Source organism: Paenarthrobacter sp. NPDC057981 (assembly GCF_042886835.1).
In the GTDB taxonomy this organism is placed as follows: domain Bacteria; phylum Actinomycetota; class Actinomycetes; order Actinomycetales; family Micrococcaceae; genus Arthrobacter.
On the sequence record NZ_JBHVQI010000002.1, the window covers coordinates 60,926 to 85,586 of the forward strand.

Below are 24,661 nucleotides of genomic sequence, written 5' to 3' on the forward strand. Positions count from 1 at the left end.
CAAGCCGTTGCAAACGCAATCCATCACTAAGGTCACTGATGGTAAACGCGAAGTGAACCTTTGGGCGAAATGGGGGCGGGACGTCCGCCATTCGGCGTCACAGGGGCCGGATCACGGACATTTCGTGTCAGCCGGGCCGTTGGTCTGGCATGCTGGACCCCATGGCTAGCCGAGCGGGCACAGTTGCCCTTCCCCAGGACCTTGTTGACATCACAGCCCTGCTGGACGCGTATTTCGACGTAGCTCCGGACTTGGGCGATCCCGCGCAGCGCGTGGCGTTTGGAACGTCGGGACACCGCGGATCCAGTTTGAAGGCCTCCTTCAACGAGGCGCACATCCTCGCGATCACGCAGGCAATCGTTGAATACCGCGGACGCCAGGGGATCACCGGTCCCCTGTTCATCGGCCGCGACACGCACGCCCTCAGCGAGCCGGCACAGAATTCCGCACTTGAGGTGCTGGCCGCCAACGGCGTCACCGTGCTGGTAGATGCCCGTCACGGCTACACGCCCACTCCGGCACTGAGCCACGCCATCCTCAAATACAACCGTGAAGCCGCCCCCGGGACTCCCCAGGCAGACGGCATCGTGGTCACTCCGAGCCACAACCCGCCCGCCGACGGTGGCTTCAAGTACAACCCCCCTCACGGCGGCCCGGCAGACACGGACGCCACCGGGTGGATTGCGGACCGCGCGAACCAGCTGCTGGAGAATGGGCTGCGCGGCGTCAAGCGCATGCCGCTCAACGATGCCCTGGCCGCTGACACCACCGGCAAGTTCGACTTCCTCAGCAGCTACGTGGACGACCTCCCCTCCGTGCTGAACCTCAACGCCATCCGCGACGCCGGTGTCCGCATCGGTGCCGACCCCATGGGCGGCGCCTCCGTGGACTACTGGGGTGAAATCGGCGAGCGCCACCAGCTCAACCTCACCGTGGTGAACCCGACGGTTGATCCGCAGTGGGCCTTCATGACGCTCGACTGGGACGAGAAGATCCGCATGGACTGCTCCTCGCCGTCGGCCATGGCATCGCTGATCAAGCGGATGTCCGCGGGTGGTTCCGGCGGCGCTGCGTACGATGTCGCCACCGGTAACGACGCCGACGCCGACCGCCACGGCATCGTGACGCCCGACGGCGGGCTCATGAACCCGAACCACTACCTTGCCGTCGCCATCGACTACCTGTACCGGAACCGCAGTGGCTGGAATCCCGAGTCCGTGGTGGGCAAGACGCTGGTTTCGTCCTCGATCATCGACCGCGTAGCCGCGGGCCTTGGCCGGAAGCTCGTTGAGGTGCCCGTGGGCTTCAAGTGGTTCGTCCCCGGCCTGCTCTCCGGCGAAGGTGCTTTCGGTGGCGAGGAGTCAGCCGGTGCCTCGTTCAACAAGCTCGACGGCAGCGTCTGGACCACCGACAAGGACGGCATCCTGCTGGCCCTGCTTGCTTCGGAAATCACGGCCGTCACGGGATCTTCTCCGTCGCAGCTGTACAAGGGCCTGACGGACCAGTTCGGCGCCCCGGTGTACGCCCGCATCGACGCCGCGGCCACCCGGGAGCAGAAGTCCAAGCTGGGCAAGCTCTCTGCTGCCGATGTCACCGCTACCTCCCTTGCCGGCGAGGAAATCACCGCAAAGCTCACCGAGGCTCCGGGCAACGGTGCGTCCATTGGCGGGCTCAAGGTTGTCACCGGGAACGCCTGGTTCGCGGCACGCCCCTCAGGCACGGAGGACGTCTACAAGATCTACGCCGAGTCCTTCAAGGGCGCGGATCACCTGGCACAGGTCCAGCAGGAGGCCAAGGCCCTGGTGGACGGGGTCATCGCCTAGCTTCAGCCGCTGTGGGTGTCCTGCGTCCAGAGTCGGAGGATCCGGCGGATGGTGTGGTCGCCGTCGGGAGCCATGTCCACCAGCGCTATGTGGTCAAGCACGACGACGTCTCCGGGCTTGGCGCGCTTACCGTCGTGATGCGAGATGTGCGGCCGGTAGTGGTCCAGGACGTAGTTGGGGGTGGCGATCCTGCCGCCCACACTGTTGGCGGCCTCGACGATTTCTTCGTGTAGCCCTTGCAGCAGCGGGTTGTGGTGGATCAGGCTGACCGGGATCGACCCCAGATGTCCGAAGCCCGCATCCTCTCCAACCGTCAGCTCGGTTCCCAGCGCCCCCTTGACGGGCGCTTCGGCCAGGTCCGCCAGGACATCTGCGACGTCGGCACGCACCTCAGTGCCCACGTCGAACCTTAACAAGGTGATGTGGAGCGGCCAGTCGCTGCGCGGAAAAACCAGCCGGGGCGTGACGGGTTCGGTGAAGGCTACCCAGATGAGGTTCCGCATAGGCAACAGTGTGCCACCCACCCCCAACGCTCTCTCACATCCCACCGCTTAAAGCACAACGCTCCTGCACTCAAGTGCAGGAGCGTTGTGAGGATTGCCAGGGTCAGACCGTGCGGACAACGTCCTCGTAAGCGAACTTCGGCTTGGCTTCGCCCCAGGCGTCCGGGCCGGGCTGGCCGATGTTGACGATGAGGAAGCTCTTCTGGTCGCCATTCGGGAAGAACTCGGCGTCGATGGCTGCGAAGTCGGCGCCGGTCATCGGGCCGGCAGCGAATCCGAGGGAGCGGACGGCCAGGATGAAGTAGCCGGCCTGCAGGTGGGCGTTGTTGTTGCCCGTGGCAGCGGCGAGTTCGGCGTTCTCGTCATACATGGCCTTGGGCGCGCCGTAGGCGGGGAGGAACTTGTCCCATTGACCCTGCCAGTCGGTGTCGTAGGAGAGGATGGCGACCAGCGGCGCGGAGGCGGTCTTGGCCTGGTTTCCGCGGGAGAGGTGGTCGACCAGCTTGGCGCGGGCCTCGTCCGAGCGGACGTAGGTCACGCGGAGGGGCTGGGAGTTGAAGGCGGTGGGGCCGAACTTTGTGAGTTCGTAGATGGCTCGTGCCTGCTCTTCGGTGACCTCACCGGAGAAGCTGTTGGCGGTACGGGCTTCGGCAAAAATGGCGTCGACTGCTGCGGCGTCAATGACTGCTTCTTCGTGGGCGATCGTCATTCGTGAACCTTTCGCTGGGCCCTGACACTGAGCCGGCCGGGCACTTCTGCTTTCCATGGTTGCAACTTCAACTTCCCCTGTCCTCTTCCCATGACGGTGCGTGACATTGGGCACAGCGGGAAAGTCGGTACCATCGTGCCTGTGAGCTGCCGCGCAAGTGTGCGGAAGCCGCAGCCGTGGGAATGACGACACCAGAAGGGGCCTGATGCCTACCTTTCCCCTAGCGGCCCCTCGACGGGCGCTGGCAGTTCTCCTGCTGCTGCTCCTCGGGATGCTCCTTCCATCCACCCAGGCCTGGGGCTCAGTGGGACAGGAGGGTACCAGCGACGACCCCGGCAAGCGGTACTTCGGCGCCTTGCTCGACTGGAACAAGGACTCGGCCGCGGATTACGCGCAACGGCTGGGAGCCCCCGCAGCCCTCTACGGGCAGAACGTGTCCCTCCCGGAGGACGACGGCGGCCGCGAATACCTCAAGGGCTACTTCGGACAGGTGGCCGATCAGGGCTCGCATGCGCTGCTGACCGTCCGCCCGGGCATCCCTTTGCAGGACATCACCGACGACGTTGCCACCACTTTTGCGCGTCAAATTACGACGGCGGCAGCCGGCTTCAGGGGAAAGGTGTTCGTCCGCTTCGCACCGGACATGAACACGCCATGGGTGGGCTGGGGCCAGGAACCGGACGCCTACCGGGCCGCGTTCGGCCGGGTTGCTGTTGCCCTCCGGGGAAGCCTGCCGGACCCCGTGATGGTGTGGTCTCCGACAGCTGAGAAGGACTACCCCTTCCGGTCGGCTACTACCACCCCTCCCAAGGGAGTGCCCCTGAGTTCGCTGGACACCAACGGCAACGGGATCTGGGACATGGACGACTCAGCCTTTGACCCTTACTACCCGGGCGATGACGTTGTGGACTGGATCGGCTTGTCGATTTACCACGACACCACAGGAGCCGGAGCCGCCAACAACACCCTTCCCGACGCCGGCGAGTTCAATGACGCCCTGCACGCCTCCAGTGGCGGCGCAGGCACGGACAACTTTTATGGAAGCTATGTCCAAGCCAGGAACAAGCCGCTTCTGATTGAAACCGGCGCGTTCTACTCCCCAGGGGCCGGCGGCGTCGCCGAGATGGATGTCAAGCAAACATGGTGGCACCAGGTCTTCGCATCGGTGGCGCAGCCCGGGAACGGGGCCGTCCGCGCAGTGGTCTGGAACGAAACCACCGATGCCCGCGATCAGAGCAAGGTTTCCATCGACTGGCGCGCCACAGCACAACCATCTCTGGCATCTCCCTTCCGATCCTCCCTGGACACCTCGGGCCTGGCAGTGGGTCCTGTGACCGAAAAGGGCCTGAAGGACGTTCCGGGCCTTGAGGCACCACAAGCGAAGTCCGGAACGACTCTCCGGGGGTGGGCTGCGTGGGCGACTGCAGGGTCTGTCCTGGTGGCCGTCGCCGCGTTGTGGCTTCTTTCCTCGCGGGCTGCTCCCAACAGATGGTCCTACACCGGGTCGGGAAAGCGTGACGCCCGGATCGACATGCTTCGTGGTTTGGCCATCGTCTTTGTGGTGGTGAATCACGTGGGCATCAACTCTGTCTTCCAGTTGCTGAGCCAGGAGAGCATCGGAGTCGTCTCCGGGGCTGAGCTCTTCGTCATGCTTTCCGGGGCCGTGCTGGGCATGGTCTACGGGCCACGCATCGCCACGGAACTGGGAGATGTGGTGGACGGGACCACCAAGCGGGCATCGAAACTGTACTTCACCGCCTTGGCGGTGGTCCTGATCGTGTACGTCTTGAGTCTGCTTCCTTTCATCAACGCGGCGGCAGTGACCACCTTCACGGATCAAGGAACGGGAGCGGCAGGGCATTCAGCGGCCGGGACAACCTATGACCTCTATGCCGGGATGGAGGGCTTGCTGCAGTTCCCGGTACCACAGGGCCTGATCCCGGCCTTGCTGTTGTTGCAGGTTGGGCCGTGGCAGTTCAACATCATGGGCCTCTATGTGGTCTTGCTGTTGATCAGTCCTTTGATCCTGGTGGCGCTCTCCCGCGGACTGACCTGGTTGGTTCTCACCATCAGCGGCGTCCTGTACATCGCCGGGTCCGTCTTCCGGTTCCGGCTGCTCCCCTCGCAGTTTGAAGACTCCTTTCCGTTGCTCGTGTGGCAGGTCCTGTTCGTCCTCGGCATGACGGCAGGCTTCCACCGCCAACGAATCATCGACTGGTTCGCGCACCCGCGTCAGCGGATTCTTCTGGGGGTGTGCATCTTCCTGGCCGCGGCCTGCGCGATCTTCTCCTGGAGTGGCCCCTACCTGACCAACCAGCTGGACGTGCGGCTCGCGCTCATCCCCGACACCACGTTCAGGTACCTCTACGACACCTTTTTCGGCCGCACCTACCTGGGCCCTGGTCGCGTGCTGAACGTCATCGTCATCACCATCGCCTTGTACGCACTGCTCAGCGCGTTCTGGAAGCCGCTCTCACGCGCTGTGGGCTGGTTTTTCGTGCCTCTCGGGCAAGCCACGCTGTATGTGTTCATCATGCACGTGTTCTTCATCGTGGCTATTGCCAACATCCCTGTCCTTCGTGACGGCAACCTCTGGCTGAACACTGCCGTCTACGTCGCATTGCTCGCGATTCTCTGGGTGATGGTGAAAACGAAGTTCCTCTTCAGGCTGGTTCCCCGGTAAGGCGGCTCTCCGGCGGCGATTGTGTCTGGTTTGGCGGTAATGTTGCACCGAATCCCAATACTCTTCTGAGGAAGGCCCCGCCATGAGCATGCTCGGCACCAAATGGAAGCTCCACGGCAACGGCAAGTCCATCCGCCCAGGCCACGTGGTGGCCCCTGATGAGCGACTTGCCTGGCCACTGACCATCGGCATCGGCATGCAGCACGTTGTGGCGATGTTCGGCGCGACGTTCCTTGTCCCCATCATCACGGGCATGCCGCCGGCCACCACCCTGTTTTTCTCCGGCATCGGCACGCTGCTCTTTCTGGTCATCACCAAGGGTCGCGTACCCAGCTACCTGGGATCGAGCTTCGCCTTCATCGCACCGATCATGGCGTCCCAGCAGCAGTACGGCGTTGCCGGCGCCTTGGGCGGCGTGGTGCTTGCCGGCGTCGTACTGGCGCTTTTAGGTGCGATCGTCCAGAAGTTCGGCGCCGAATGGATCAACCGGCTGATGCCGCCGATCGTTACCGGCGCGATCGTCGCGCTGATCGGCTTGAACCTGGCGCCGGCGGCGAAGAACAACTTCGACGCCGCCCCGGTCACCGCACTCATCACTTTGGTCACGATCATCCTGGTATCCGTCCTGTTCCGCGGAATCCTGGGGCGCCTCAGCATTCTGGTGGGCGTTGTGGTGGGGTACCTCGTAGCGATGATGCGGGGCGAGGTTTCCTACGAAAAGATGGACGCCGCCGCCTGGGTTGGCCTGCCCACTTTCCAGACGCCTGAGTTCCACCTCGGCGTGGTGGGCCTGTTCGTACCCGTGGTGCTGGTGCTGGTGGCTGAGAACGTCGGGCACGTGAAGTCGGTAGCCGCGATGACCGGCCAAAACCTCGACGGCGTCTCCGGCCGCGCGCTGATGGCCGACGGCGCCGCGACGGTACTTGCCGGGCTCGGCGGCGGTTCCGGTACCACCACTTACGCGGAAAACATCGGTGTCATGGCCGCCACCAAGGTCTATTCGACGGCGGCCTACTGGGTGGCCGGCATCTTCGCCATCCTGCTGAGCTTCTCGCCGAAGTTCGGCGAACTGATCGCGACCGTCCCGCCCGGCGTCCTGGGTGGCGCCGCCACGATGCTGTACGGCATGATCGGCGTCCTCGGCGTGAAGATCTGGGTCCAGAACAAGGTGAACTTCTCCAACCCGATCAACCTGACCACGGCTGCCGTTGCCCTGATCATCGGCATCGCGGACTACACGTGGACCATTGGCGAGCTGAAGTTCACGGGTATCGCCCTGGGGTCAGCTGCCGCCCTGGTGATCTACCACGGCATGAAGGGGCTGGCCCGCTGGCGCGGGACCGTGGCTGAGCCGGAGACCGAGACGGCCGGGCTGCCGCCTGCGGTGAAGTCGGCGATGAATGCTGCGGCGAAGCGGGGCGGGAAGAAGAAGTAGGGGTGCGAACCATCTCTGACGCTGAGCGGCAAGTACTCGAACTGTTGCTCTCCGTCGAGTTCGAGGGCGTCGATGCCTTCCGGAAGCAAGCCAGGCACATACTTGGAGTCGAGCCGGACTGCATTTGTGGGTGCCCCTCAATAAAGTTTCATATGGACCGGTCGAAAGCGCCCGCCACGCCGGCATATCGCCTGCTGCCAACAGCGCTCGAGGAACTCAGCCGACCAGCCGGTGTTCCGTCGTCAGTGCTGTGTCTACTCGACAGAGACGGCTATCTGGCGGGCCTTGAATGTGTGTATTACGACGGTGTTGTCACAGAGTGGCCGGCAATCGACCGCTGTGCAGTCGTCCTCCGCGACATTGAGCAGAGGATGACTGCAGTGCTGCTACCTAGCGGGGCACTGGTGCGGCCCCGTGACCAGGAAGACAACTGGGTCTCCTTTGGGGAGGAAGGTCTGGGTTTCCACGCGACCACGCGCAGGGGTTGGAATGAGACGTATGACGCCAGCGGGAAGTTGGTCTCGCGGGTAATGGAAAGGTGATGCTGTCGCCGAGGAAGCCAACAGAACCATCAAGCGACTTATCGCATGGTCATCGCTTCAAGACTCTTGGGTGACTGAAGCACGTGAGCCCATATCACGCTCCCGAAGACAGCCCGCCTCAATAATCAGCTTGCTTACTAACTCAACCTTCCCTAGGCTTGGACGGGTCAGACAAACAACTCTCGCAGCAGCGGCACACGCCCAAAAAGCAGCCGTACAAGAGGAGGAACAATGTCAGAACACAACATCGCCGGCAAGAAGGTCGCCTTCCTGTTGACGGACGGCGTCGAGCAGGTGGAGCTCACCAGCCCATGGCAGGCCGTGAAGGAAGCAGGTGGCGAACCCACTCTGATCGCTCCCGAAAAGGGCAAGCTCCAGGGCTTCAACGGCGTGGAGAAGGGTGACACCTTCGACGTCGACCTCGCAGTCGCAGACGCCAACGCCTCGGACTTTGACGCACTTGTCCTGCCCGGCGGCGTCGTCAACGCGGATCACCTCCGCGTGGACAAGGACGCCCAGAACTTCACACGCGCCTTCTTCGAGCAGCACAAGCCAGTGGCATCGATCTGCCACGGGCCGTGGATTCTCATCGAGGCCGGAGTAATCAAGGGCCGCAACGTCACCTCGTACCACACGCTCCAGACGGACCTGAAGAACGCGGGCGCCAACTGGACGGACGAGGAAGTCGTCGTCGATCAGGGCCTGGTCACCAGCCGCAACCCGGACGACCTCCCCGCTTTCAACGCCAAGGTGGTCGAGGAAATCTCCGAGGGCCAGCACGCAGGCCAGACCGCCTAGCGTTCAGCCCCGGAACAAACGGCGAGTGCCGCCGTCGTACTTTCACAAGAAGTACGACGGCGGCACTTGCGTTTCGCTAGAGAGCAACCTGCGACTTAGAACAGTGCGGTGAAGACGTCCCAGTCGGCGCCGACCAAGGTCCGGGGCTTCCAACTTCCGGACTTGAACGGGTAGAGGTACATGTATCCCGCGCCGTCAATACCGTAAATGTCGGTCCAGCCGTCGCCATCCCGGTCGCCTGCGCTGAACACGCCCTTGAAGGACTGCCAACCCGAGCCGATCACCTTCGAGCCGAGCCAACCACCCTTGCCGTTGGAGGAATAGAGAAACAACTGCCCACCCGCGTTGGTGGCAAGGATGTCTGCGTGCGAGTCACCATCGAAGTCGCCGGTTGAAAAGACCCTGTTGAATATGTTCCAGCCAGCACCAACTTGTCGTGGGGCCAGCCAGCCGCCTTTGCCGTTGCCGGGATAGAGGAGCAACCTTCCTTCGCGGTCCCTTGCCAGCACGTCATCGTGGCCGTCTTCATCAAAGTCACCAGGGGCGATCAGTTCGGTCATTCCTTGCCAACCGACCCCCACGCGGGACGCGGGTTTCCACCAATGTTGACCATCAGCGGGGTACATCCACAGCTCCCCCGAGGGCTTCCGGGCGAGCACATCGGCGTATCCATCCTCATTGAAGTCCCCGGGCGAGAAGATCTTGTCAAAGACGTTCCAACCCGAGCCAACCTCCCTGGGAAACGCCCCGAATTGCCGTCCCCACATCCAGAGCCTGCCGTCAGTAGTCCGGGCCATCAGAAAGTCGCTGACTTCCCGATTGACATAATTCCGGGACGGGGTCGGGTTGGTTAGGTAGGCAGTCGATTCACTGACAGTACGGCCTACAACTTTGCCCTCAAGAGAAACAACGGCTGCTACGCGCACTGTTGCTCCACCGTCGGCGTCTTTGACAACGTAGTCCGTGCCAGGTGCAACGCCCAGAGCGGGCGAATATGACGTGGAATTACTTAGCCAAAAAAGTTCCACCTTGGGAGTCGAGCCGACCGGAATGCCCTTAATGGACGAGACGTCAAAGCTTGCCTTCAATGTGGAGTTGATCCGGGGCTTCCCTGTGATAGTAATCGGGCCGCTATTGACGAAGAGATAGGGCTCCGATTCCGCGGTCACCGATGTAAACCCCGGGGTCACTGTCGTGACACGTAAGATCACTTCCTTCCCCATCTCAGCGGATGAGATCGATCCCTCGAAAGGTTCCGTTCCGTATTGGTAGCGATAGAGCTTCGCCGCTCCCTCCGAAACCCATTGCACGTACACCTTCGAAACGCCCGTAGTCCACGTACCGGGAGAGATCGTCCCCCACGGCCCGTAGTTCCAGCCGTTCCACAGTTCTTGCCTGGCTTGGAATTTAGGCAAAACCGTGGCTTGAGGGGTCCGCAAAACTCTCGAAGGGTTGCTAACGGTGAAGTCAGCATGTTGAAGGAGCGGATCTCCAGCGTTGTCTCGGAACAGATAATCGGATGCGCTGCTCCTCCTGGCCGCAGTTTGAGCCGGGTAGTCCTGCCCACTCCTCTGAAAGACAATACGAACGGAGGTCAACCTCTGACCGCCGTCGTAGAAATCATCGGCGCCGATAACCGCCGCGGCCTCAGCTGTGAACGCGCCGGGCCCGGGGTCTCCCGTCCAGACCAGGCTACGCGGCTCCGACAAGGACGCATCGCGGTACTCGAACTCCACGCGTTGCGCAGGCTGACTCAGCGTAAATCGCACCCTCACGGTTTGCCCAGGCGCAAGCGCCGGCGCAGAGACCAACTCCACGGCTGTGAGCTTAGGGTCTTCGGTCGCCACCGTCACGGCACTGGCAGGCGAGGCCGGCAGCGCAACCATCAAAAGGAGCAGAGCCAGCAGCGAGGCCACCAGCCTCGACGAAGAACCAAGGTAACGTATTTTTTCCGGCACGCCGGCGGCAGCACGTGAGCGCACTTCTCCCCCAATATTCAGGCTTTGGATGGCCTGATAGAGGCCTCTCGCTGAGGATACAGCTTTCTCCCAGAAATGGCTGCTACGTGACTGCACCGCCGACGCCAGCCGCGCCGCCATAATGTTGCGCAGGTCACACATCGCACATACGCTGGGGTGCGCTGCAGCGTGGCAGCAACCTGATGAAAGGCAGCACATTGACCAGCGAGAAGCTCTCCGTAGTTGTTCGAGTCGACGTTGATGGCGAACAGATCCAGATAGCCGCAACCGGTCACGTCACTACCGCGAGCGTGCAGGGCCTCTACCCGGTGGTGCAGCGAACCAAGAGCCTTGGCGGCGGCCTGAACGTCGAAATGGACCTTTCCGAGGCCACCGTTGACACGGACGCCCTCGGCGAGCTTCAGGTCTACGCGGAGCTCTTCGAAGTTCCCGTCCGCTTGAACACTGAATCGAGCAACGTCACTGAACTGCCGTCCCGCCGTCGCCTGGCAACGGCTGCGGCCTAACCGAGAGCGACCTGGAAGGAGAAGCTATGCGCAAGGTAACCGCCGGCCTGTTCCACTCCGTGGATGGCGTGGTCCAGGACCCGTTCAAGTTCCAGTTCGACAGCTTCGACGAGGACCTGGGCAAGGGCCTGAACAAGATGATCAACACCGTGGATACCGTGGTGCTGGGCCGGGTCAGCTACCAGGAGTGGGCCAACTACTGGCCGAACGCAACCCAGGACGATGAGTTCGCCGCCTTCATCAACCCTGTCGAGAAGTTCGTCGCCTCCCGCACCTTGTCAGAGCCTCTGGAATGGCAGAACTCGCAGCTGATCAAGGGCGACGTGGAGCAATTCGTCACCGAGCTCAAGAACCGCGACGGCGGCGAGATCGCCGTATGCGGCAGCATCTCCCTGGTACGCCAACTACTGTTCGCAGGCATTCTGGATGAGCTGACCTTGATGACCCACCCCGTGATCGCCGGGACAGGTCGGAGGCTCTTCGAGGACGGAGACCCCCTGAACCGGTTGGTCCTGGAGGACCAGTACTCCACCAGCAAGGGCAACGTCGTCAGCGCCTACAGCCTCCGCAAGGACTAAGCAGCCACGCCTTCCACCCCAGGCATGAGCCGGCCGCGAGCAACATCACCACGCGGACGGAGGATTTTCACCCGTAGCCCTGAAACCATTAAGGCACCGGGTGAAAGGAAGTCATGGGGGAATGGGTGTGGCCGGCATACATGGGTGTGCTGGGAGGGGTGCTGCTCTTTGGCGTCTTCATGGTGCCGATCGTCGCAGTCCAATACAGAATGTATGGCCGGTTCACGTGGCGGCGCTTCCTGGGGGCCGCAGGACTGAGCATTTACGGCGTCGCGCTGGTCGCGTACACCTTGCTGCCGCTGCCCGATCCCATCCTCTTGAAGTGCGGTCCCGGCGGCAGCGCCTTCCAAGCCGTCCCGTTCCAATTCGTGGACGACATCCAGCGCGAAACATCCGGCTTGGGAATCACCGGGACCCTGACCAGCCGTGCGACGCTCCAGGTTGTCTTCAATGTGGTGCTGTTCATCCCGTGGGGCGTCATAGCGCGGCGGTACTTCTCGTGGAACATCGCCGCCTCCACCATCACCGGTGCACTCGCGTCGGCGCTCATTGAAGCCACACAATTCACGGGCCTGTGGGGCATCTACGACTGCGCCTACCGCCAGGCCGACGTCGACGACTTCATTACCAACACCCTTGGTGCCCTGATCGGCGCCGTTATCGCGCCCTTGGTGCTTTGGTTCATGCCCCAGCGCCGCGAGCTCCTGGCAGCCCGGGGCCAGAGCCGGCCCGTCACCGTCTGGCGGCGCTGGCTGGGAATGATCATCGACTACGCGGCTATGACACTCCTCGGCCTCGCACTGGTTGTCACCTACAGAATCGGGCTGCTAACGCTCGGGGCCGACCTCCCCGGAGCAAACGACCCCATCTCCCTGGTCCTCATTCACCTCATTCCCGGCCTCCTGGTCTTCTACCTGCCTGCCCTCGCCGGCTCGGGGGCCTCACTCGGCCAGCGCGCGGTGTGGCTGCAACCGCAATGGCCAGCTTCCCGCCGTCGGCCGTTGCTCCGGGCAAGTGCCACGGGTGGACTCTATGTCGCGTTGTCGTTCGTCGCCGCACTATTCCCGGCGACGGCCCTCGGCCCGTCTACCGCCCTGCTGCTCCTGGCCACATTTGTGGCAGTCCCGCTGACCAAAGCGCGGGGACTGTCGGCTGTACTCACCGGCGCGCAGATGATTGATTCCCGCGAAAACGCACGACGCCGGGTGGCTGGCCCAGCCGGCCGACCCGCCTAAGTTCTACCGGCTCCAGCGGCTGCGCGACGTGTTCCGGAAGTGCGTGTGGCCGGCTCGAGGGGGGGGTCTGCTTTCGGGCCGGCCACACTGTCCGCTCGGGCAAGCGGACGAGCGCACCTCCAGGCGGCCAATAACGCCGGCCCGGGTTTGTTGCGCCGTGACCGGCCGAGGAGGGGGTCTCAACACCTCATAGGCCGTGGCTGCTGTTCTGCATCCGGAGTGCGCTCGGCAACCTGTCACTACTTAGTAGTGGGGTGAGCACCCAGAACGTGTCGTGGTCCACGTCATTTTCTTCGGAACGTTTCCCCTCACCCACGTTCCGGTCGTCCGCCGTCCACTCCTTGTGCAAAATACTAAGCATGCTTATGGTAGTCGTGGCAGTGTCCCTCAACTGATCCAAACAGGACGGGAAACAACCATGGCAATGACCGAGGTGGCTGACGGCGTTTACAGGTTCTCCGATGCCTACGTGAACTTCTACGCAGTGGAGGGCCGCGATGGATTGACACTGGTTGACTCCGGACTGCCCGCGATGTGGGGACCCTTGAAAGATTCGCTTGAGGCCCTGGGTCATTCCCTGGAGGACATCAGGGCCTTGGTACTGACGCACGGCCATTTTGACCACCTGGGCCTCGCCAAGCGCCTGCACCAGGAGCTCGGGATTCCCGTCTGGATTCACACCGAAGACTCCTACATAGCCAGGTATCCCTACCGCTACCGGCACGAACGCTCCCGATTCGTCTTCGCCCTGACCCATCCGAGTGGACTCCCGGTTCTGGCCAGCATGACGCGCGCAGGAGCCCTCAAGGTCAAAGGCGTCGAGGAAGTCCGCCACTTCCCCGGAACCGGCGCCCTTCCTGTGCCGGGCAGCCCCGAGATCGTCTTCTCCCCCGGCCACACCAGCGGACATTGCGGGCTCTTCCTCCGCGAGCGCGGCATTCTTTTCAGCGGTGACGCCCTCGTCACCCTGGACCCTTACACGCAGCGAACCGGTCCGCGAATTGTCGCAGGGGCAGCAACGGCGGACAGCGCACTGAACCTTGCGTCGCTGAAGCAGCTCGCGCAAACCGGAGCAACCTTGGTTCTTCCCGGCCACGGCGAACCCTGGACCCGGGGCATCGAGGAAGCGGTGGCCATTGCCCGTGCGAACGGCCCCGCCTGAAATGCTACTTTTTCCCTGCCTTCAGGTCAGAAACTACCTTCGCGATACGTCGTGCGCGGGTTTCCTCGGTCTTGGCGTCGCCAATCGGCTCCACGTAGCGCCGCTGGGCACTGTAATTGAGGGTCCCGTAGAAGGCTTTCGCTTCCGGCTCAGCGTCCAGGGCCGCAGCAAGATCAGCAGGGACCTCCACGACGCGCGGCTGGGTATCAACCTCGAGGCCCACCTGCACGGTGTCGCCAGCGGCAACGCCAGTGATCTCGCGGTTCGCCGCGCTGACACCCACCATGTACTTCCCGCCCATCACCGCGATGCTGCTCCGATAGCTGCGATCGTTGATCGTCACAACAACGGGCGGCTTTTTCCCCGCCCCGAGGGCGTCCACAACGTGGGACGGAACTTCGATGCCGGCCTTGTTGCCATCGCCCACGATGGTGGTTGTGAACTCCATGCCCCAAGTATGCCGTCAGGCGCCAGTAGACGCACCCCACCGGCAAGACTAGGTTTCATATAACGCCCGATGCCCAACCCAAGGAGAGAGACCATGGACGAGCAGGATCTTCTGGAACGAATCCAGGCACTCGTGGAGGAGGAGCACCGGCTCCGTGACGCGCCTTCCGATGACGAAAGCATGGGAGACAACAGCGACAACCGTGCGCGCTTGGCCCACCTTGAAGCGCAGCTGGACCAGTGCTGGGACCTGCTCCGCCAGCGGCGGGCCAAGAAGGACGCCGGAGAAAACCCTGATGACGCCGAGGCCCGCCCCATCAGCGAAGTCGAGGGTTACAGGCAATAGCCCAACAGCGAGTGGTTACGCGCCCTCAAGTACCTGGCTGGTAGCCCACGCCAGGTACTTGGCGGCGTTGGCTACGGCGTCAGCCACATCCGGGACGCCATTCTTGCGCTGCGCGACATCCAGCAACTGCGCCGCGGCCACGATCCCGTGCTTCGCCAGCTCTTCCGGGGTTACGGTGATGCGCCCGGCCACCGCGACCACGGGGATGCCGTGAACGCTCGCGGCGTCGGCCAATGCGATGGGCGCCTTGCCGGTAAGCGATTGCTCATCCATCGACCCCTCGCCAGTGATCACCAAATCTGCCTCGCCCAAATGGGAAGCGAGCCCTGTCAGTCCCGCCACAAGCGCGAAGCCGCCTTCCAGCTCTGCGTCAGTGAAGGCAAGGAACGACGCCGGGAACCCGCCCGCTGCTCCAGCGCCCGGAACGTTGACATCGCGGCCACTCGCTTCCCGAAGGAGCGATGCCCAGTTGCGGAGACCGGCGTCGAGCATTTCGACGGCGTCAGCGTCCGCGCCCTTCTGCGGACCGAAAACGTGCGCCGCGCCGTCAGTGCCGTACAGCGGGTTTTGAACGTCGACGGCGATGCGGAACTTCACGGCCGACAGCCGCGGATCGAGCTCGGAAACGTCCAAAGCCACGACGTCAGCGAGGGAACCTCCGCCGAGCGGCACCACGTTTCCGGCCGAATCAAGGGGTTTGAGTCCCAGTGCGCGCAAGGCCCCGCTGCCGCCGTCGGACATTGCGGAACCGCCCACTCCCAACACGATCTCGGTGGCACCGGCCTCCAGGGCCGCAGCGATGAGCTGACCGCAACCGTAGCTGTGCGCGCGCAGGGAGTTCTCCGGAGTTGGCTCCATGTGAGCCAGTCCGGAAGCCATGGCTGTTTCGATGACGGCCGTCGCTCCGCCGAAAGAGTCCTTACGGATCCCCCAGGACGCACCCACCGGTTTCAGGATGGGCCCGACAACGGCGTTGTTCCGCTCCTCGTAGCCCGCAGAAATTGCTGCATCCAACGTGCCTTCCCCGCCGTCGGCAACAGGGAACTGCGTGGTCACGGCATCCGGATAGACGCGGAGTGCGCCTTCGGCCATGGCTGAGGCGGCTTCGGCGGCGGTCAGGGATCCCTTGAACTTGTCCGGGGCGATGAGGATACGCATGGATCCATCTTGCCAGTTTTGACGGGAAAGCGCTTGCCCGTGAGCAAAACCGCGGGAGTATTACCCGCCAAGAACGCGGACCGGCTCTCCAGCAAGCCACGCCTTCACGTCCCCGAAGGCCTCTCCGTAGAACTTCCGGTAGCTCTCATGCGTCACGTATCCCACGTGAGGCGTGAGCACAGTCCGCGGAGAATGCAGCAGCGCATGCCCGGCAGGGAGGGGCTCTTCCTCGAAGACATCCAGGGCGGCACCACGGATCCAGCCTTCCTCCAGTGCGCGGATGAGGGCGGCCTCATCGACCAAGGGTCCACGCGCAGTGTTGACCAGCAGCCCGTCCGGACCGAGCAGCCTCAGCTCCTCCGGACCCACGATGCCCTCGGTGCGTTCGGACAGCCGGAGATGAAGCGTCACGATGTCCGACTCGCTGAACAGTTCCTCTTTGCTGACCAGCCGGGCACCCGCAGCTTCGGCAACGTCGGCGGTGAGGTTTTGGCTCCAAGCCAGCACGTCCATGCCGAATGCTGCGGCGTAGCCGGCGATGCGCTTGCCGATCTTGCCGAGGCCAACGATTCCGAGCGTCTTGCCCTCAAGCTCAAATCCGACGCCCGTCTGCCACTCCCCGGCACGCAGCGAGTTCTCCTCCACCGGCAGATTCCGCGCGAAAGCCAGCAGCAAGGCCCAAGTCAGTTCCGGCGCCGCGGCCGGCGATCCACCTGTCCCGCACACCACGATTCCCCGCTCGGTGGCCGCCTCAAGATCGATTGCCGCATTGGCCATGCCGGTGGTTACCAGCAGCTTCAGGTCCGGCAACGCATCGAGGACGCTTTGCGGAAAACGGGTTCGCTCGCGCATCGCGACGATGATGTCGAACGGCGCCAAGGCGGCCACAGCCTGCTCCTCCGAGACGAAAGGTGCGCTGAAGACGGTGACCTTCACGCCGTCGTCGAGCAGTGACTCCCAGGGCGCATAGTCGCTGGAAACCTGCTGGTAATCGTCAAGAATGGCCAAACGGTACTCGGTCACGGGAATCTCCTCAGCTCGCATGCTGGACGCGTAGGTCCAGCCTCTCACGTCATGCATCTTTGACGGAGTGAATTCCGTCCAGCTATCGCATCGGGAAGCGAAAGATTCTAACGTTGTAAAGAACATACCGTTCCCGTGCCGAAGGAGACACCTTGACCGATTTATCGATCCCCAAGCCCGAACACCCCCGCCCGCAACTTGTCCGCGACACCTGGCTCAACCTGAACGGCACCTGGGATTTCGAGATCGACGCCGGAGACTCAGGTCTGGAGCGGGGACTCACCCATCGCGGACTCAACAGCGAAATCCTGGTTCCGTTCGCCCCGGAGTCGGCCCTGTCGGGCGTGGAGAACGTGGACTTCATGGAAGCCGTTTGGTACCGCCGAACGGTTACCATTCCCCAGGAGTGGGCAGGCCTCAAAGTCCTCCTGCATTTCGGAGCCGTGGACCACGACGCCACGGTCTGGGTCAACGGCGTCGAAGTCGCTCGGCACCGGGGCGGCTTCACGCCGTTCACCGCAGATCTCAGCGACGTCGCCGAACCCGGAACGGATGCAGTCGTTGTGGTGCGGGCCCGCGACTCCCGGCACGACATGCAGGCCCGTGGCAAGCAGGCCACCTGGTACAACAACACCCATTGCCAGTACACGCGTACCACCGGGATCTGGCAGACAGTGTGGCTGGAAGCGGTCCCCGAAGTCCACATCAAGCGCCTACGCGTGACTCCCAACCTGGCTGATTCCAGCCTGACCATCGAGATTCCGCTGTCCCGCAACCACCAAGGCCACACAGTGGCCGCAACCCTTCGCGCCGGAACGGACACAGTGGCCGAGGCCCTAGGGCGTGCAGACCTCGACCTGGCCCCGTCACTCCGTTTGGCAATACCGGCGGAGCAGCTCCGGCCGTGGTCTCCCGAGGACCCGTTCCTTTATGACCTCGACGTAGCCATCAAGGACGCCGACGGTGACACCGTGGACAAGGTCACCAGCTACACCGCGATCCGCTCCGTGGCTTTGGACGGCAAAGTTGTCCGCATCAACGGCAAGGCGGTCTTCCAGCGGCTCGTCCTCGACCAGGGCTACTGGCCTGATTCACTGATGACCTCCCCGGACGACGCCGCATTCGTCAAGGACATCGAGCTGTCCATGGCCGCAGGCTTCAATGGCGCCCGGCTGCACCAGAAGGTCTTCGAGGAGCGCTTCCTGTTCCACGCGGACCGCCTCGGCTACCTCGTATGGGGCGAGTTCGGGGACTGGGGTGTCTCCGGCGGCGGCACGATCGGCCATAACCAGAAGCCCACCGCCAGCTTCGTCGCCCAATGGCTGGAAGTCCTCCAGCGCGACTACAACCACCCCAGCATCATCGGCTGGTGCCCGCTCAATGAAACCCACCAGCACCTCCACGACCGGATCACGGTCCTGGACGATGTCACCCAGGCCATGTTCCTTGCCACCAAGCTGGCAGATCCAACGCGGCCGGTGATCGACGCCTCGGGCTACTCGCACAGAGTCAGGGAAACGGACATCTACGATTCCCACTCCTACGAGCAGGACCCTGACAAGTTCCGGCTGGAACAGGAAGGCCTCGCCGAAGGTAAACCGTTCCTTAACCGCGCACACGACGGCGCGGACTACTCCGTCCCCTACAACGGCCAGCCCTTCTTCGTCTCGGAATTCGGCGGGATCTGGTGGAACGAAGCCGAGGCCAAGCAGGCAGCGGAAGCCGCGGGCGCCGACGTCGAAAGCTCCTGGGGCTACGGCCAGCGGGTGGCCAGTGAGGAAGAGTTCTACGAGCGGTTCGAGGGCCTGTGCAACGTCCTGCTGGATAACCCGGACATGTTCGGCTACTGCTACACGCAGCTGACGGACGTGTTCCAGGAGAAGAACGGCATCTTCAACTTCGACCGCAGCGACAAGTTCGACCTCGAAAGGATCCGTGCCGTCCAGGAACGCCAGGCCGCCATCGAACGCGGCTAAGCTGCCGGCCGCTTACGCGCAGATGCCCGACGGCGGTACGCGCCGCCGTCGGGCATCCCGCCTTGGTTGCCGCTAGGTTCCCGCAGGCACTTCCGGACCGGTGGGCCAGCGCAGCAAGGCTGCCACGTTGACGCCATCCGGCAGTGCGCCTGAGGGAACCAGCTGAACTCGGGCATCGGTCAGGGCGGCAGCGCGTAACAGCGCTGCCGGAGCGGACACCTTGCCCACAACGTCCGCCGCCAACGACTCGGCCTCGGATGTTGCCACCCACGGCTCGGCACTTAGGGCCAGCAGGGTGTGATCGGCGAGCGCACTGTCGTCGAGAATCAAATCGTCAACCTGGGCCTGCTGCAGCGCGTGAACCACAGAGCCCAGACCGGTGGCCGACTGCGGGTTGGCCTGGCCCTCCTGCTCGGCCAGCCGGTCCATGAGTTGCCGTTGCTCCTCTGCCCACTGCCGGGCAACCAGGGAGTTGACCTCGGCATCGAACTTTTCACGGTCCGATCCTGCGGCGAGGGTGTGCGACTCAATGGTCGAAAGAACGGCTCTTGAGGCCTCCGCGAGCTGATCTGCCACCAACTGGCGGGCTCGAATGTCACCGGAGAGGATCACCAACTTGGCTTGGCGTTCCCTAACCAACTTGTCGACTTCCTCAGCCACTTGATCGGCATTGCGCCGCCAGACTTCTTCCGTGTGGCGCTGATAGCGGCCTTGTGACCAGCCGCCCACGGGCACCTTCTTGATGGAGTCGTCGTCGCCTTGGACGTGCTGGCTCGCCTCGACATCGGGAGCTCCGGCCTTGTAGAGGCGGATCTCACCCTCGTCACGGCTGGCCTCCACAACAACGTATGCAAAACCGTCGGGGTGGTGCTTCAGCAAGGGCAGGAGGTCCGGGACGTCGTCTTTGGAAACCCGTTCAGGGACGACCAGTGCGCCTGGAAGGACCTCATTGATCACCACTTCGCCCTCGCGCACCAGAACAAAACGGCTGACGGGCGACGGCTCCCCCTTGGCAGGTTGGATGGCTCCCTCCATGGCGTTGAGATCCTCCTTCGAGGCGCCCAAGCCTTCAAGAGTGTTCCGGACGTTGTCCGGCTGCACGTCCGCATTTTCCAGGCCATCCACGGTGCCTGTGCTCGCGTCGACGTAGGCAACGCACCAAGGTCCGGGCTCCCGATAGAGGCCGGAGTACTTGGATAAGTTGTCAGTCATCCAGCCCACCCCCGGCTTCGCCCTTGCCGGTTCCAGGGTTCAGCGCGTCCTGGACTTCCTGGGGGTCCGTCTCATCCGGGAAGGGTTCGGTCTCACGGCCTTCCTCGACGTGCGCGGGCTTGGTTCCCCGCACGATTCCTTCGGTCTCGTGCTTCATCTGCTCGTCCAATTCCGAGCCGTGCTTGGTGTTTCCTCGTTCAGCCACGATGCTCCTCCTTTTCACTCCGATGTGCCTCTGCATCAATTCGTGGTCAGCGGTTGACGAGCTTGAAAAAGGTGCTGTCCTCGCCGCTGGCCTTCTTTGCCTGGTAGAGGAATGCGAGCTTGTTCTGATCGAACTTCGCGAACCATTCGTCCCAGCTGATGTGCTCCAGGCTGTCCTCGCCTGCGCCGCCGGGGAAGTCGATGCGCAGAATACCCACGTCATCCTTGTCCCCTGTTTTCTTGACGCTGGCCGGTTTACCGTCATTGCTTTCAACCCATTTACGGATCTCGTCGTGATCCGTGGTGGTGTGTGATTCCGAAGCCATGGCGTGTTCCTTCCTTCTCCCGATCGTCGGAGGCAGGTACGGACGCTGCTGCCGGCGAAGAATTATCCGGACACTTTCGACCCTAGCCCGGATGAGGGGGAAATAGAAAGGGTACTGATTATTTAAGCCCTGCCGAGGTGGCATTTAATGACAATGCCTGAGCCTGGGACTGTCATTAAGTGCCAAGTCGGGGGAGGTCAGACCCACTCGCCTCGACGAACCAGCACTTCTTTGAGCAGATCCAGCCGGTCCGAGACGATACCGTCCACGCCCAGGTCCAGAAGCCGTTCCATCTCCGTCGGCTCGTTGATGGTCCACACGTGCACCTGCCTCCCAAGCCGATGTGCACGCCGGATGAACCCGGCAGTCACCACCGGCAAACGGCCGTAGCGGACAGGGACTTGGAAAACGTCGACGCCGGCAAGCAGCTTGCGTGCCAACCGCACCGGCAGCGCGGGGCCCAGGAGGACGAACAGGGCAGTCAATGAGCTGCCGGCTGAAGACGCGACGCGGCTGGAGAGCTTGGACAGGACAGCCCGGCGACGCCTGTCCGAGAAGCTGGTGACCAGGACACGGTCATGGATTCCATGTTTTTCGATGGCAGCGGCCAGCGGGCCCACCGAGTTCCAGTCCTTGACGTCGAGATTCAGCCGGGCTTCCGGAAATGCCGTCACCAGCTCATCAAACGTGGGCACGGGTTCCGCCCCGCCGATCCTGGCCTGGGCCACCTCTGCGGCACTAAGCTCGGAAATCCTCCCAGCCGAGTCCGTCACCCGGTCCAACGATGAATCATGGAAGACCAGCAGAACACCATCGGACGTTGTGTGCACATCAGTTTCCAGGTGCACGGTTCCCAATTCCACGGCAGCAGTGAACGCAGCCATGGAGTTCTCCAGTCCCTCGCGCGAAAAACCGCGATGAGCGAAGGCCAAAGGGCCCACCGAACCGTCTTTGCGGAGGAAATAGGGCAGCGTCACTCCCGTAGCGTAGCCCATCGCAAAGGTGCGGCTAGAGCTCCTGCCGGGCTGCCGCCGTCGTCTGCGGAACGATCGCCACACCGTCGCTGACGTGGACCAGCGTCCGGCCGCGGCCGCCGTCGAGCTCCACCCAGACTGCAGTGGCATCGCCGGTGACGGCGTCCACCACGCCGGCCGATTCGAAGCCCGGCGTCAGCGTGACGTTGACGCGGTCTCCTTGGCGCAGCGAGCGCCAGTGGTGATCGGGTTCCACGCGCCGCAAGGGCGCTGTAGTGAAGTCGTTGATCCGACGCTTAGCCATGATTCCCCCTGCATATTCAGTCGAACAGATCGGCCATGCAAACGGGCCTTGGCTGGAAGCCTACGGCCGCAAGTTGAACGCCGGTTGTATGGAGGCTGGGAACTCGGTGACACGTGGTGCTGACAAACTAGGGGCATGACTGTGTTGATTGCCGGCTGCGGCGACCTCGGAACCGAAGTTGGGCTGCGTTTTGCGGCTGCCGGGCACGATGTGGTGGGGTTGCGCCGCTCCCCCGAAAAGCTCCCACCCGAGATCCTGGGCGTCCGTGCGGACCTCTCCGTGCATGTCCCGGAATTGCCTGCCGACGTGGACATCGTGGTGATTGCAGTTGCCGCTGATGCCTCGACGGAAGAGGCGTACCGTGCGGCCTACCTGAACGGGGTGAAGAAGGTGCTGGACGCCTTGGACCGTCAGTCAATCCAGGCGCGGCGCATCCTGTTCGTGTCCTCTACCGCCGTATATAGGGACTCTGGCGGGGCTGTTGTGGACGAGTCGACGCCGGCAGAACCCACGCGGTTCAGCGGAAGGATCCTGCTGGAGGCCGAGGATTTGTTGTTCGCCAGGAGTGCCGGCACCCGCGCCATTTCCGTGCGCCTGGGCGGCATCTACGGCCCCGGCCGCACCCGCCTGATCGACCAAGTGCGCAGCGGCAAGGCCACTATTCCTGCGCAGCCCAAACACACCAACCGCATCCACCGTGACGACGCCGCAGCCATGATCGTCCACCTCGCGCTCATGGAGCAAGAGCCCGAGGCCGTGTACCTGGGCGTCGATGACGATCCGGCCGAGTACGGCGACGTCCTGCGCTTCCTCGCGGCCGAGCTGCAGCTGCCGGCGCCTCCCGTCGGGCGGGCGTCCGACGGCGGTGCAGGCGACAAACGCTGTTCGAACAGCCGGCTGAGGTCCACCGGTTTCACCTTTGCCTATCCGTCGTTCCGGGAAGGGTACCGGGCGATCCTGGCCGGAGAGGGTGTCCGCCACCCATGAAAGCCGCTCTTTGGGGGAGGGCCTATTTTGCCGCGCAGGCCATGGCGGGTGCTGCTTGGTGGCTTGGGGTTTTCCTCCTGCCGCCTGTACGCGAAGCCACTCTGGGGCAGTTGGACCCAGTTACGGTGGCCTTCTTTGATGTGCCCTTGTTTGTCGCGGCTTCGGCCCTGGCTGCCTTCGGCTTCCGTGGCGCCGCTATCGTGGCTACGGCGTGGACCGGGCTGGTCACCCTGGCCTTGGCTGTCTTCGCGACCATCACCACACAGGCAGGCTGGGGAGTCCTGGCGATGGTGGCGGCATCCGCGTGCTCGGTGGCCGCTCTTTGCTTGGTTCTCCTGGGCCGGATACCTACGGAATGGGTACTCCGCGGCCCGTTCGCCTTCCAGCCTGCAGCCCAGCGACCCACGTCAGGGCACGTAGTAACAACATTCCTGCAACTGGTCGTTTTTTGGGGCCTGTTCCTTGGTGTGATCCCGCTGGTCCTTTTCGCCTTGGAACGCCGCTGGGCCCTGGCCATTCCGTTCCCGCTGCCTGCGCTTGTTTCCGGGGTCGTTCTGCTGCTGCTCGCCAGCGCCCTGGGCATTTACTCGGCCATTGCCATGTCCACCAAAGGAAACGGGACTCCCCTGCCGGCGGCGATGGCCAACACTCTGGTGATTGCCGGCCCCTACCGCTGGGTCCGGAATCCCATGGCCCTGGCCGGCATCCTGCAGGGCGCCGCCGTCGGCCTGATGCTGGGTTCGTGGCTGGTGGTGGCCTATGCGGTGGCCGGCTCACTCGTGTGGAATTACGCGGTCAGGCCGTTGGAGGAGGACGACCTCAGGCTTCGATTCGGGGCCGAGTTCGAACGCTACTGCCAAAGGGTCCGCTGCTGGATTCCCCGGTTCGGCGCCGACTAGACCCGCTGTTCGGTGAGTTTCGCTTCGAGAACCTGGGCCACGCCGTCGTCGTCGAAGTGCGGAGCCTGCTGCCCGGCGGCGAGGATCGCTTCCGGGTGTCCGCTCGCCATGGCGTAACCGTGGCCGGCCCAGCGGAGCATCTCGATGTCATTGGGCATGTCCCCGAAAGCAACCACATCCGCCGCGTCGATTCCCAGCGACTCGGCGTACTTGGCGAGCGTGACAGCCTTGTTGATCCCCGGCACGGACATCTCCAACATGGCGGTCTTCGGAGCTGAGTGCGTTGTGGATACCAGGTGGGCCACCGCTGGCTGCACCTCGGCAAGGAACTCATCCGGCGTACCTTTGCGGGTAATGGCCAGGAACTTCACGACGGCGTCATCCGCTGTAAGCGTCTCGGCCAACGGTTTCGGGGTGAATTCGGCGAGCAATTCGCTGGTTTCGTTCTCGATAAACCCAGGCTCCAGCTGGAAACCGGTCAGGGTTTCGACAGCGAACAACGCATCAGGCCTGATGGACTTGATGATCCGGCGGGCTTCAAAGACGGACTCCGCATCGAGAACGCAGGAGGAGAGGGCCTTCTCAGTTTCGAGATCCCACACCACAGCTCCGTTGGAACAGATCACGATCCCGCTGTGTCCCAGTTGCTCCTGGAGGGGGTAGAGCCAGCGCGGGGGACGGCCCGTGACGAAGACGAGTTCCACCCCTGCTTCGCGGCACGCCTGGAACGCCTTGATGGTCCGGTCACTGATTTTTCCGTCGTGACCGAGGATGGTGCCGTCAATATCGCTTGCTACGAGCCGCATCATGCCAGTCTACGTTGGCGGGAGCGGGCGGGGGCTTGGCCAATCT

25 protein-coding genes are annotated in these 24,661 nt (G+C 63.3%); 13 read left to right on the forward strand and 12 right to left on the reverse strand.

Going from position 1 to position 24,661, the window contains the following annotated elements:
• Nucleotides 1–161: 161 nt before the first annotated feature.
• Nucleotides 162–1,823 (forward strand): phosphoglucomutase (alpha-D-glucose-1,6-bisphosphate-dependent), encoded by a 1,662-nt coding sequence (pgm, locus tag ACFVSI_RS03370; RefSeq protein ID WP_387819825.1) that lies wholly within the window; start codon nucleotides 162–164, stop codon nucleotides 1,821–1,823.
• A 2-nt stretch (nucleotides 1,824–1,825) separates the two neighbouring features.
• Here the strand turns inward: pgm and ACFVSI_RS03375 are convergent, their stop codons facing one another.
• Both ACFVSI_RS03375 and ACFVSI_RS03380 read right to left on the reverse strand, forming a co-directional pair.
• Nucleotides 1,826–2,326: a 2'-5' RNA ligase family protein gene (locus ACFVSI_RS03375; RefSeq protein WP_387819827.1), complete on the reverse strand. Its 501-nt coding sequence runs from the start codon at nucleotides 2,324–2,326 to the stop codon at nucleotides 1,826–1,828.
• 103 nt (nucleotides 2,327–2,429) lie between these two features.
• Nucleotides 2,430–3,035: a malonic semialdehyde reductase gene (locus ACFVSI_RS03380; protein ID WP_144660056.1), complete on the reverse strand. Its 606-nt coding sequence runs from the start codon at nucleotides 3,033–3,035 to the stop codon at nucleotides 2,430–2,432.
• 205 nt (nucleotides 3,036–3,240) lie between these two features.
• On the opposite strand from ACFVSI_RS03380, the gene opgC reads away from it, so the two are divergent.
• The 4 genes from opgC (at nucleotide 3,241) to ACFVSI_RS03400 (ending at nucleotide 8,493) form a co-directional block, all read left to right on the forward strand.
• A complete protein-coding gene (gene opgC / locus ACFVSI_RS03385; RefSeq protein ID WP_387819829.1) occupies nucleotides 3,241–5,718 on the forward strand; it encodes an OpgC domain-containing protein in 2,478 nt (825 codons plus the stop codon).
• 82 nt (nucleotides 5,719–5,800) lie between these two features.
• Nucleotides 5,801–7,153, forward strand: coding sequence for a uracil-xanthine permease family protein (locus ACFVSI_RS03390; RefSeq protein WP_387819831.1), 1,353 nt, complete (start codon nucleotides 5,801–5,803; stop codon nucleotides 7,151–7,153).
• 2 nt (nucleotides 7,154–7,155) lie between these two features.
• The gene (locus ACFVSI_RS03395; RefSeq protein ID WP_387819833.1) at nucleotides 7,156–7,695 is read left to right on the forward strand and encodes a hypothetical protein; all 540 of its coding nucleotides are present in this window, start codon (nucleotides 7,156–7,158) and stop codon (nucleotides 7,693–7,695) included.
• A gap of 231 nt (nucleotides 7,696–7,926) precedes the next feature.
• Entirely contained in the window at nucleotides 7,927–8,493 is a 567-nt protein-coding gene (locus ACFVSI_RS03400) for a type 1 glutamine amidotransferase domain-containing protein (RefSeq protein ID WP_387819835.1), read from the forward strand.
• A gap of 95 nt (nucleotides 8,494–8,588) precedes the next feature.
• On the opposite strand, the gene ACFVSI_RS03405 is transcribed toward ACFVSI_RS03400, so the two are convergent.
• On the reverse strand, nucleotides 8,589–10,613 hold the full coding sequence (locus tag ACFVSI_RS03405; protein WP_387819836.1) for an FG-GAP repeat domain-containing protein: 2,025 nt from the start codon (nucleotides 10,611–10,613) through the stop codon (nucleotides 8,589–8,591).
• A gap of 41 nt (nucleotides 10,614–10,654) precedes the next feature.
• On the opposite strand from ACFVSI_RS03405, the gene ACFVSI_RS03410 reads away from it, so the two are divergent.
• The 4 genes from ACFVSI_RS03410 to ACFVSI_RS03425 all read left to right on the forward strand — a co-directional run bounded on the left by ACFVSI_RS03410 (nucleotide 10,655) and on the right by ACFVSI_RS03425 (nucleotide 13,953).
• Nucleotides 10,655–10,978 carry a hypothetical protein gene (locus ACFVSI_RS03410; protein ID WP_387819838.1) on the forward strand — a complete coding sequence of 108 codons (324 nt, stop codon included), beginning with the start codon at nucleotides 10,655–10,657 and terminating at the stop codon, nucleotides 10,976–10,978.
• 26 nt (nucleotides 10,979–11,004) lie between these two features.
• Entirely contained in the window at nucleotides 11,005–11,556 is a 552-nt protein-coding gene (locus ACFVSI_RS03415) for a dihydrofolate reductase family protein (RefSeq protein ID WP_387819840.1), read from the forward strand.
• A 113-nt stretch (nucleotides 11,557–11,669) separates the two neighbouring features.
• Nucleotides 11,670–12,791, forward strand: a complete 1,122-nt coding sequence (locus ACFVSI_RS03420) for a VanZ family protein (RefSeq protein WP_387819842.1) — start codon at nucleotides 11,670–11,672, stop codon at nucleotides 12,789–12,791.
• 418 nt (nucleotides 12,792–13,209) lie between these two features.
• Complete coding sequence (locus tag ACFVSI_RS03425; protein ID WP_387819844.1) at nucleotides 13,210–13,953, forward strand: MBL fold metallo-hydrolase; 744 nt, start codon at nucleotides 13,210–13,212, stop codon at nucleotides 13,951–13,953.
• 4 nt (nucleotides 13,954–13,957) lie between these two features.
• Here the strand turns inward: ACFVSI_RS03425 and ACFVSI_RS03430 are convergent, their stop codons facing one another.
• Entirely contained in the window at nucleotides 13,958–14,401 is a 444-nt protein-coding gene (locus ACFVSI_RS03430; RefSeq protein ID WP_387819846.1) for a YdeI/OmpD-associated family protein, read from the reverse strand.
• Between the two features lie 93 nt (nucleotides 14,402–14,494).
• Here ACFVSI_RS03430 and ACFVSI_RS03435 point away from each other — a divergent pair, with 93 nt between their 5' ends.
• The gene (locus ACFVSI_RS03435; RefSeq protein ID WP_144660075.1) at nucleotides 14,495–14,746 is read left to right on the forward strand and encodes a DUF2630 family protein; all 252 of its coding nucleotides are present in this window, start codon (nucleotides 14,495–14,497) and stop codon (nucleotides 14,744–14,746) included.
• 15 nt (nucleotides 14,747–14,761) lie between these two features.
• Here the strand turns inward: ACFVSI_RS03435 and ACFVSI_RS03440 are convergent, their stop codons facing one another.
• Together ACFVSI_RS03440 and ACFVSI_RS03445 are read right to left on the reverse strand one after the other, a co-directional pair.
• The gene (locus tag ACFVSI_RS03440; protein WP_387819848.1) at nucleotides 14,762–15,904 is read right to left on the reverse strand and encodes a glycerate kinase; all 1,143 of its coding nucleotides are present in this window, start codon (nucleotides 15,902–15,904) and stop codon (nucleotides 14,762–14,764) included.
• A 60-nt stretch (nucleotides 15,905–15,964) separates the two neighbouring features.
• On the reverse strand, nucleotides 15,965–16,927 hold the full coding sequence (locus tag ACFVSI_RS03445) for a D-2-hydroxyacid dehydrogenase family protein (RefSeq protein ID WP_387819850.1): 963 nt from the start codon (nucleotides 16,925–16,927) through the stop codon (nucleotides 15,965–15,967).
• Between the two features lie 152 nt (nucleotides 16,928–17,079).
• On the opposite strand from ACFVSI_RS03445, the gene ACFVSI_RS03450 reads away from it, so the two are divergent.
• Nucleotides 17,080–18,903, forward strand: coding sequence for a glycoside hydrolase family 2 protein (locus ACFVSI_RS03450; protein ID WP_387819852.1), 1,824 nt, complete (start codon nucleotides 17,080–17,082; stop codon nucleotides 18,901–18,903).
• Nucleotides 18,904–18,975: 72 nt separating this feature from the next.
• On the opposite strand, the gene ACFVSI_RS03455 is transcribed toward ACFVSI_RS03450, so the two are convergent.
• The 5 genes from ACFVSI_RS03455 to ACFVSI_RS03475 form a co-directional block, all read right to left on the reverse strand.
• A complete protein-coding gene (locus ACFVSI_RS03455; protein ID WP_387819854.1) occupies nucleotides 18,976–20,115 on the reverse strand; it encodes a Vms1/Ankzf1 family peptidyl-tRNA hydrolase in 1,140 nt (379 codons plus the stop codon).
• A complete protein-coding gene (locus ACFVSI_RS03460; protein WP_144660080.1) occupies nucleotides 20,108–20,320 on the reverse strand; it encodes a hypothetical protein in 213 nt (70 codons plus the stop codon). The genes ACFVSI_RS03455 and ACFVSI_RS03460 overlap by 8 nt, the downstream gene beginning before the upstream one ends.
• Before the next feature lie 46 nt (nucleotides 20,321–20,366).
• On the reverse strand, nucleotides 20,367–20,645 hold the full coding sequence (locus ACFVSI_RS03465) for a hypothetical protein (RefSeq protein WP_144660081.1): 279 nt from the start codon (nucleotides 20,643–20,645) through the stop codon (nucleotides 20,367–20,369).
• Nucleotides 20,646–20,842: 197 nt separating this feature from the next.
• Nucleotides 20,843–21,640: a glycerophosphodiester phosphodiesterase gene (locus ACFVSI_RS03470; RefSeq protein ID WP_387819856.1), complete on the reverse strand. Its 798-nt coding sequence runs from the start codon at nucleotides 21,638–21,640 to the stop codon at nucleotides 20,843–20,845.
• Between the two features lie 13 nt (nucleotides 21,641–21,653).
• Nucleotides 21,654–21,923 (reverse strand): hypothetical protein, encoded by a 270-nt coding sequence (locus ACFVSI_RS03475; protein WP_144660083.1) that lies wholly within the window; start codon nucleotides 21,921–21,923, stop codon nucleotides 21,654–21,656.
• A gap of 135 nt (nucleotides 21,924–22,058) precedes the next feature.
• On the opposite strand from ACFVSI_RS03475, the gene ACFVSI_RS03480 reads away from it, so the two are divergent.
• Both ACFVSI_RS03480 and ACFVSI_RS03485 read left to right on the forward strand, forming a co-directional pair.
• The gene (locus tag ACFVSI_RS03480; protein WP_387819858.1) at nucleotides 22,059–22,910 is read left to right on the forward strand and encodes an SDR family oxidoreductase; all 852 of its coding nucleotides are present in this window, start codon (nucleotides 22,059–22,061) and stop codon (nucleotides 22,908–22,910) included.
• Nucleotides 22,907–23,809, forward strand: coding sequence for a methyltransferase family protein (locus ACFVSI_RS03485; RefSeq protein WP_387819860.1), 903 nt, complete (start codon nucleotides 22,907–22,909; stop codon nucleotides 23,807–23,809). Before ACFVSI_RS03480 ends, ACFVSI_RS03485 begins: the two co-directional genes overlap by 4 nt.
• On the opposite strand, the gene ACFVSI_RS03490 is transcribed toward ACFVSI_RS03485, so the two are convergent.
• Nucleotides 23,806–24,615 (reverse strand): HAD family hydrolase, encoded by an 810-nt coding sequence (locus ACFVSI_RS03490; protein WP_186313547.1) that lies wholly within the window; start codon nucleotides 24,613–24,615, stop codon nucleotides 23,806–23,808. The genes ACFVSI_RS03485 and ACFVSI_RS03490 overlap by 4 nt on opposite strands.
• Between the last annotated feature and the right edge of the window lie 46 nt (nucleotides 24,616–24,661).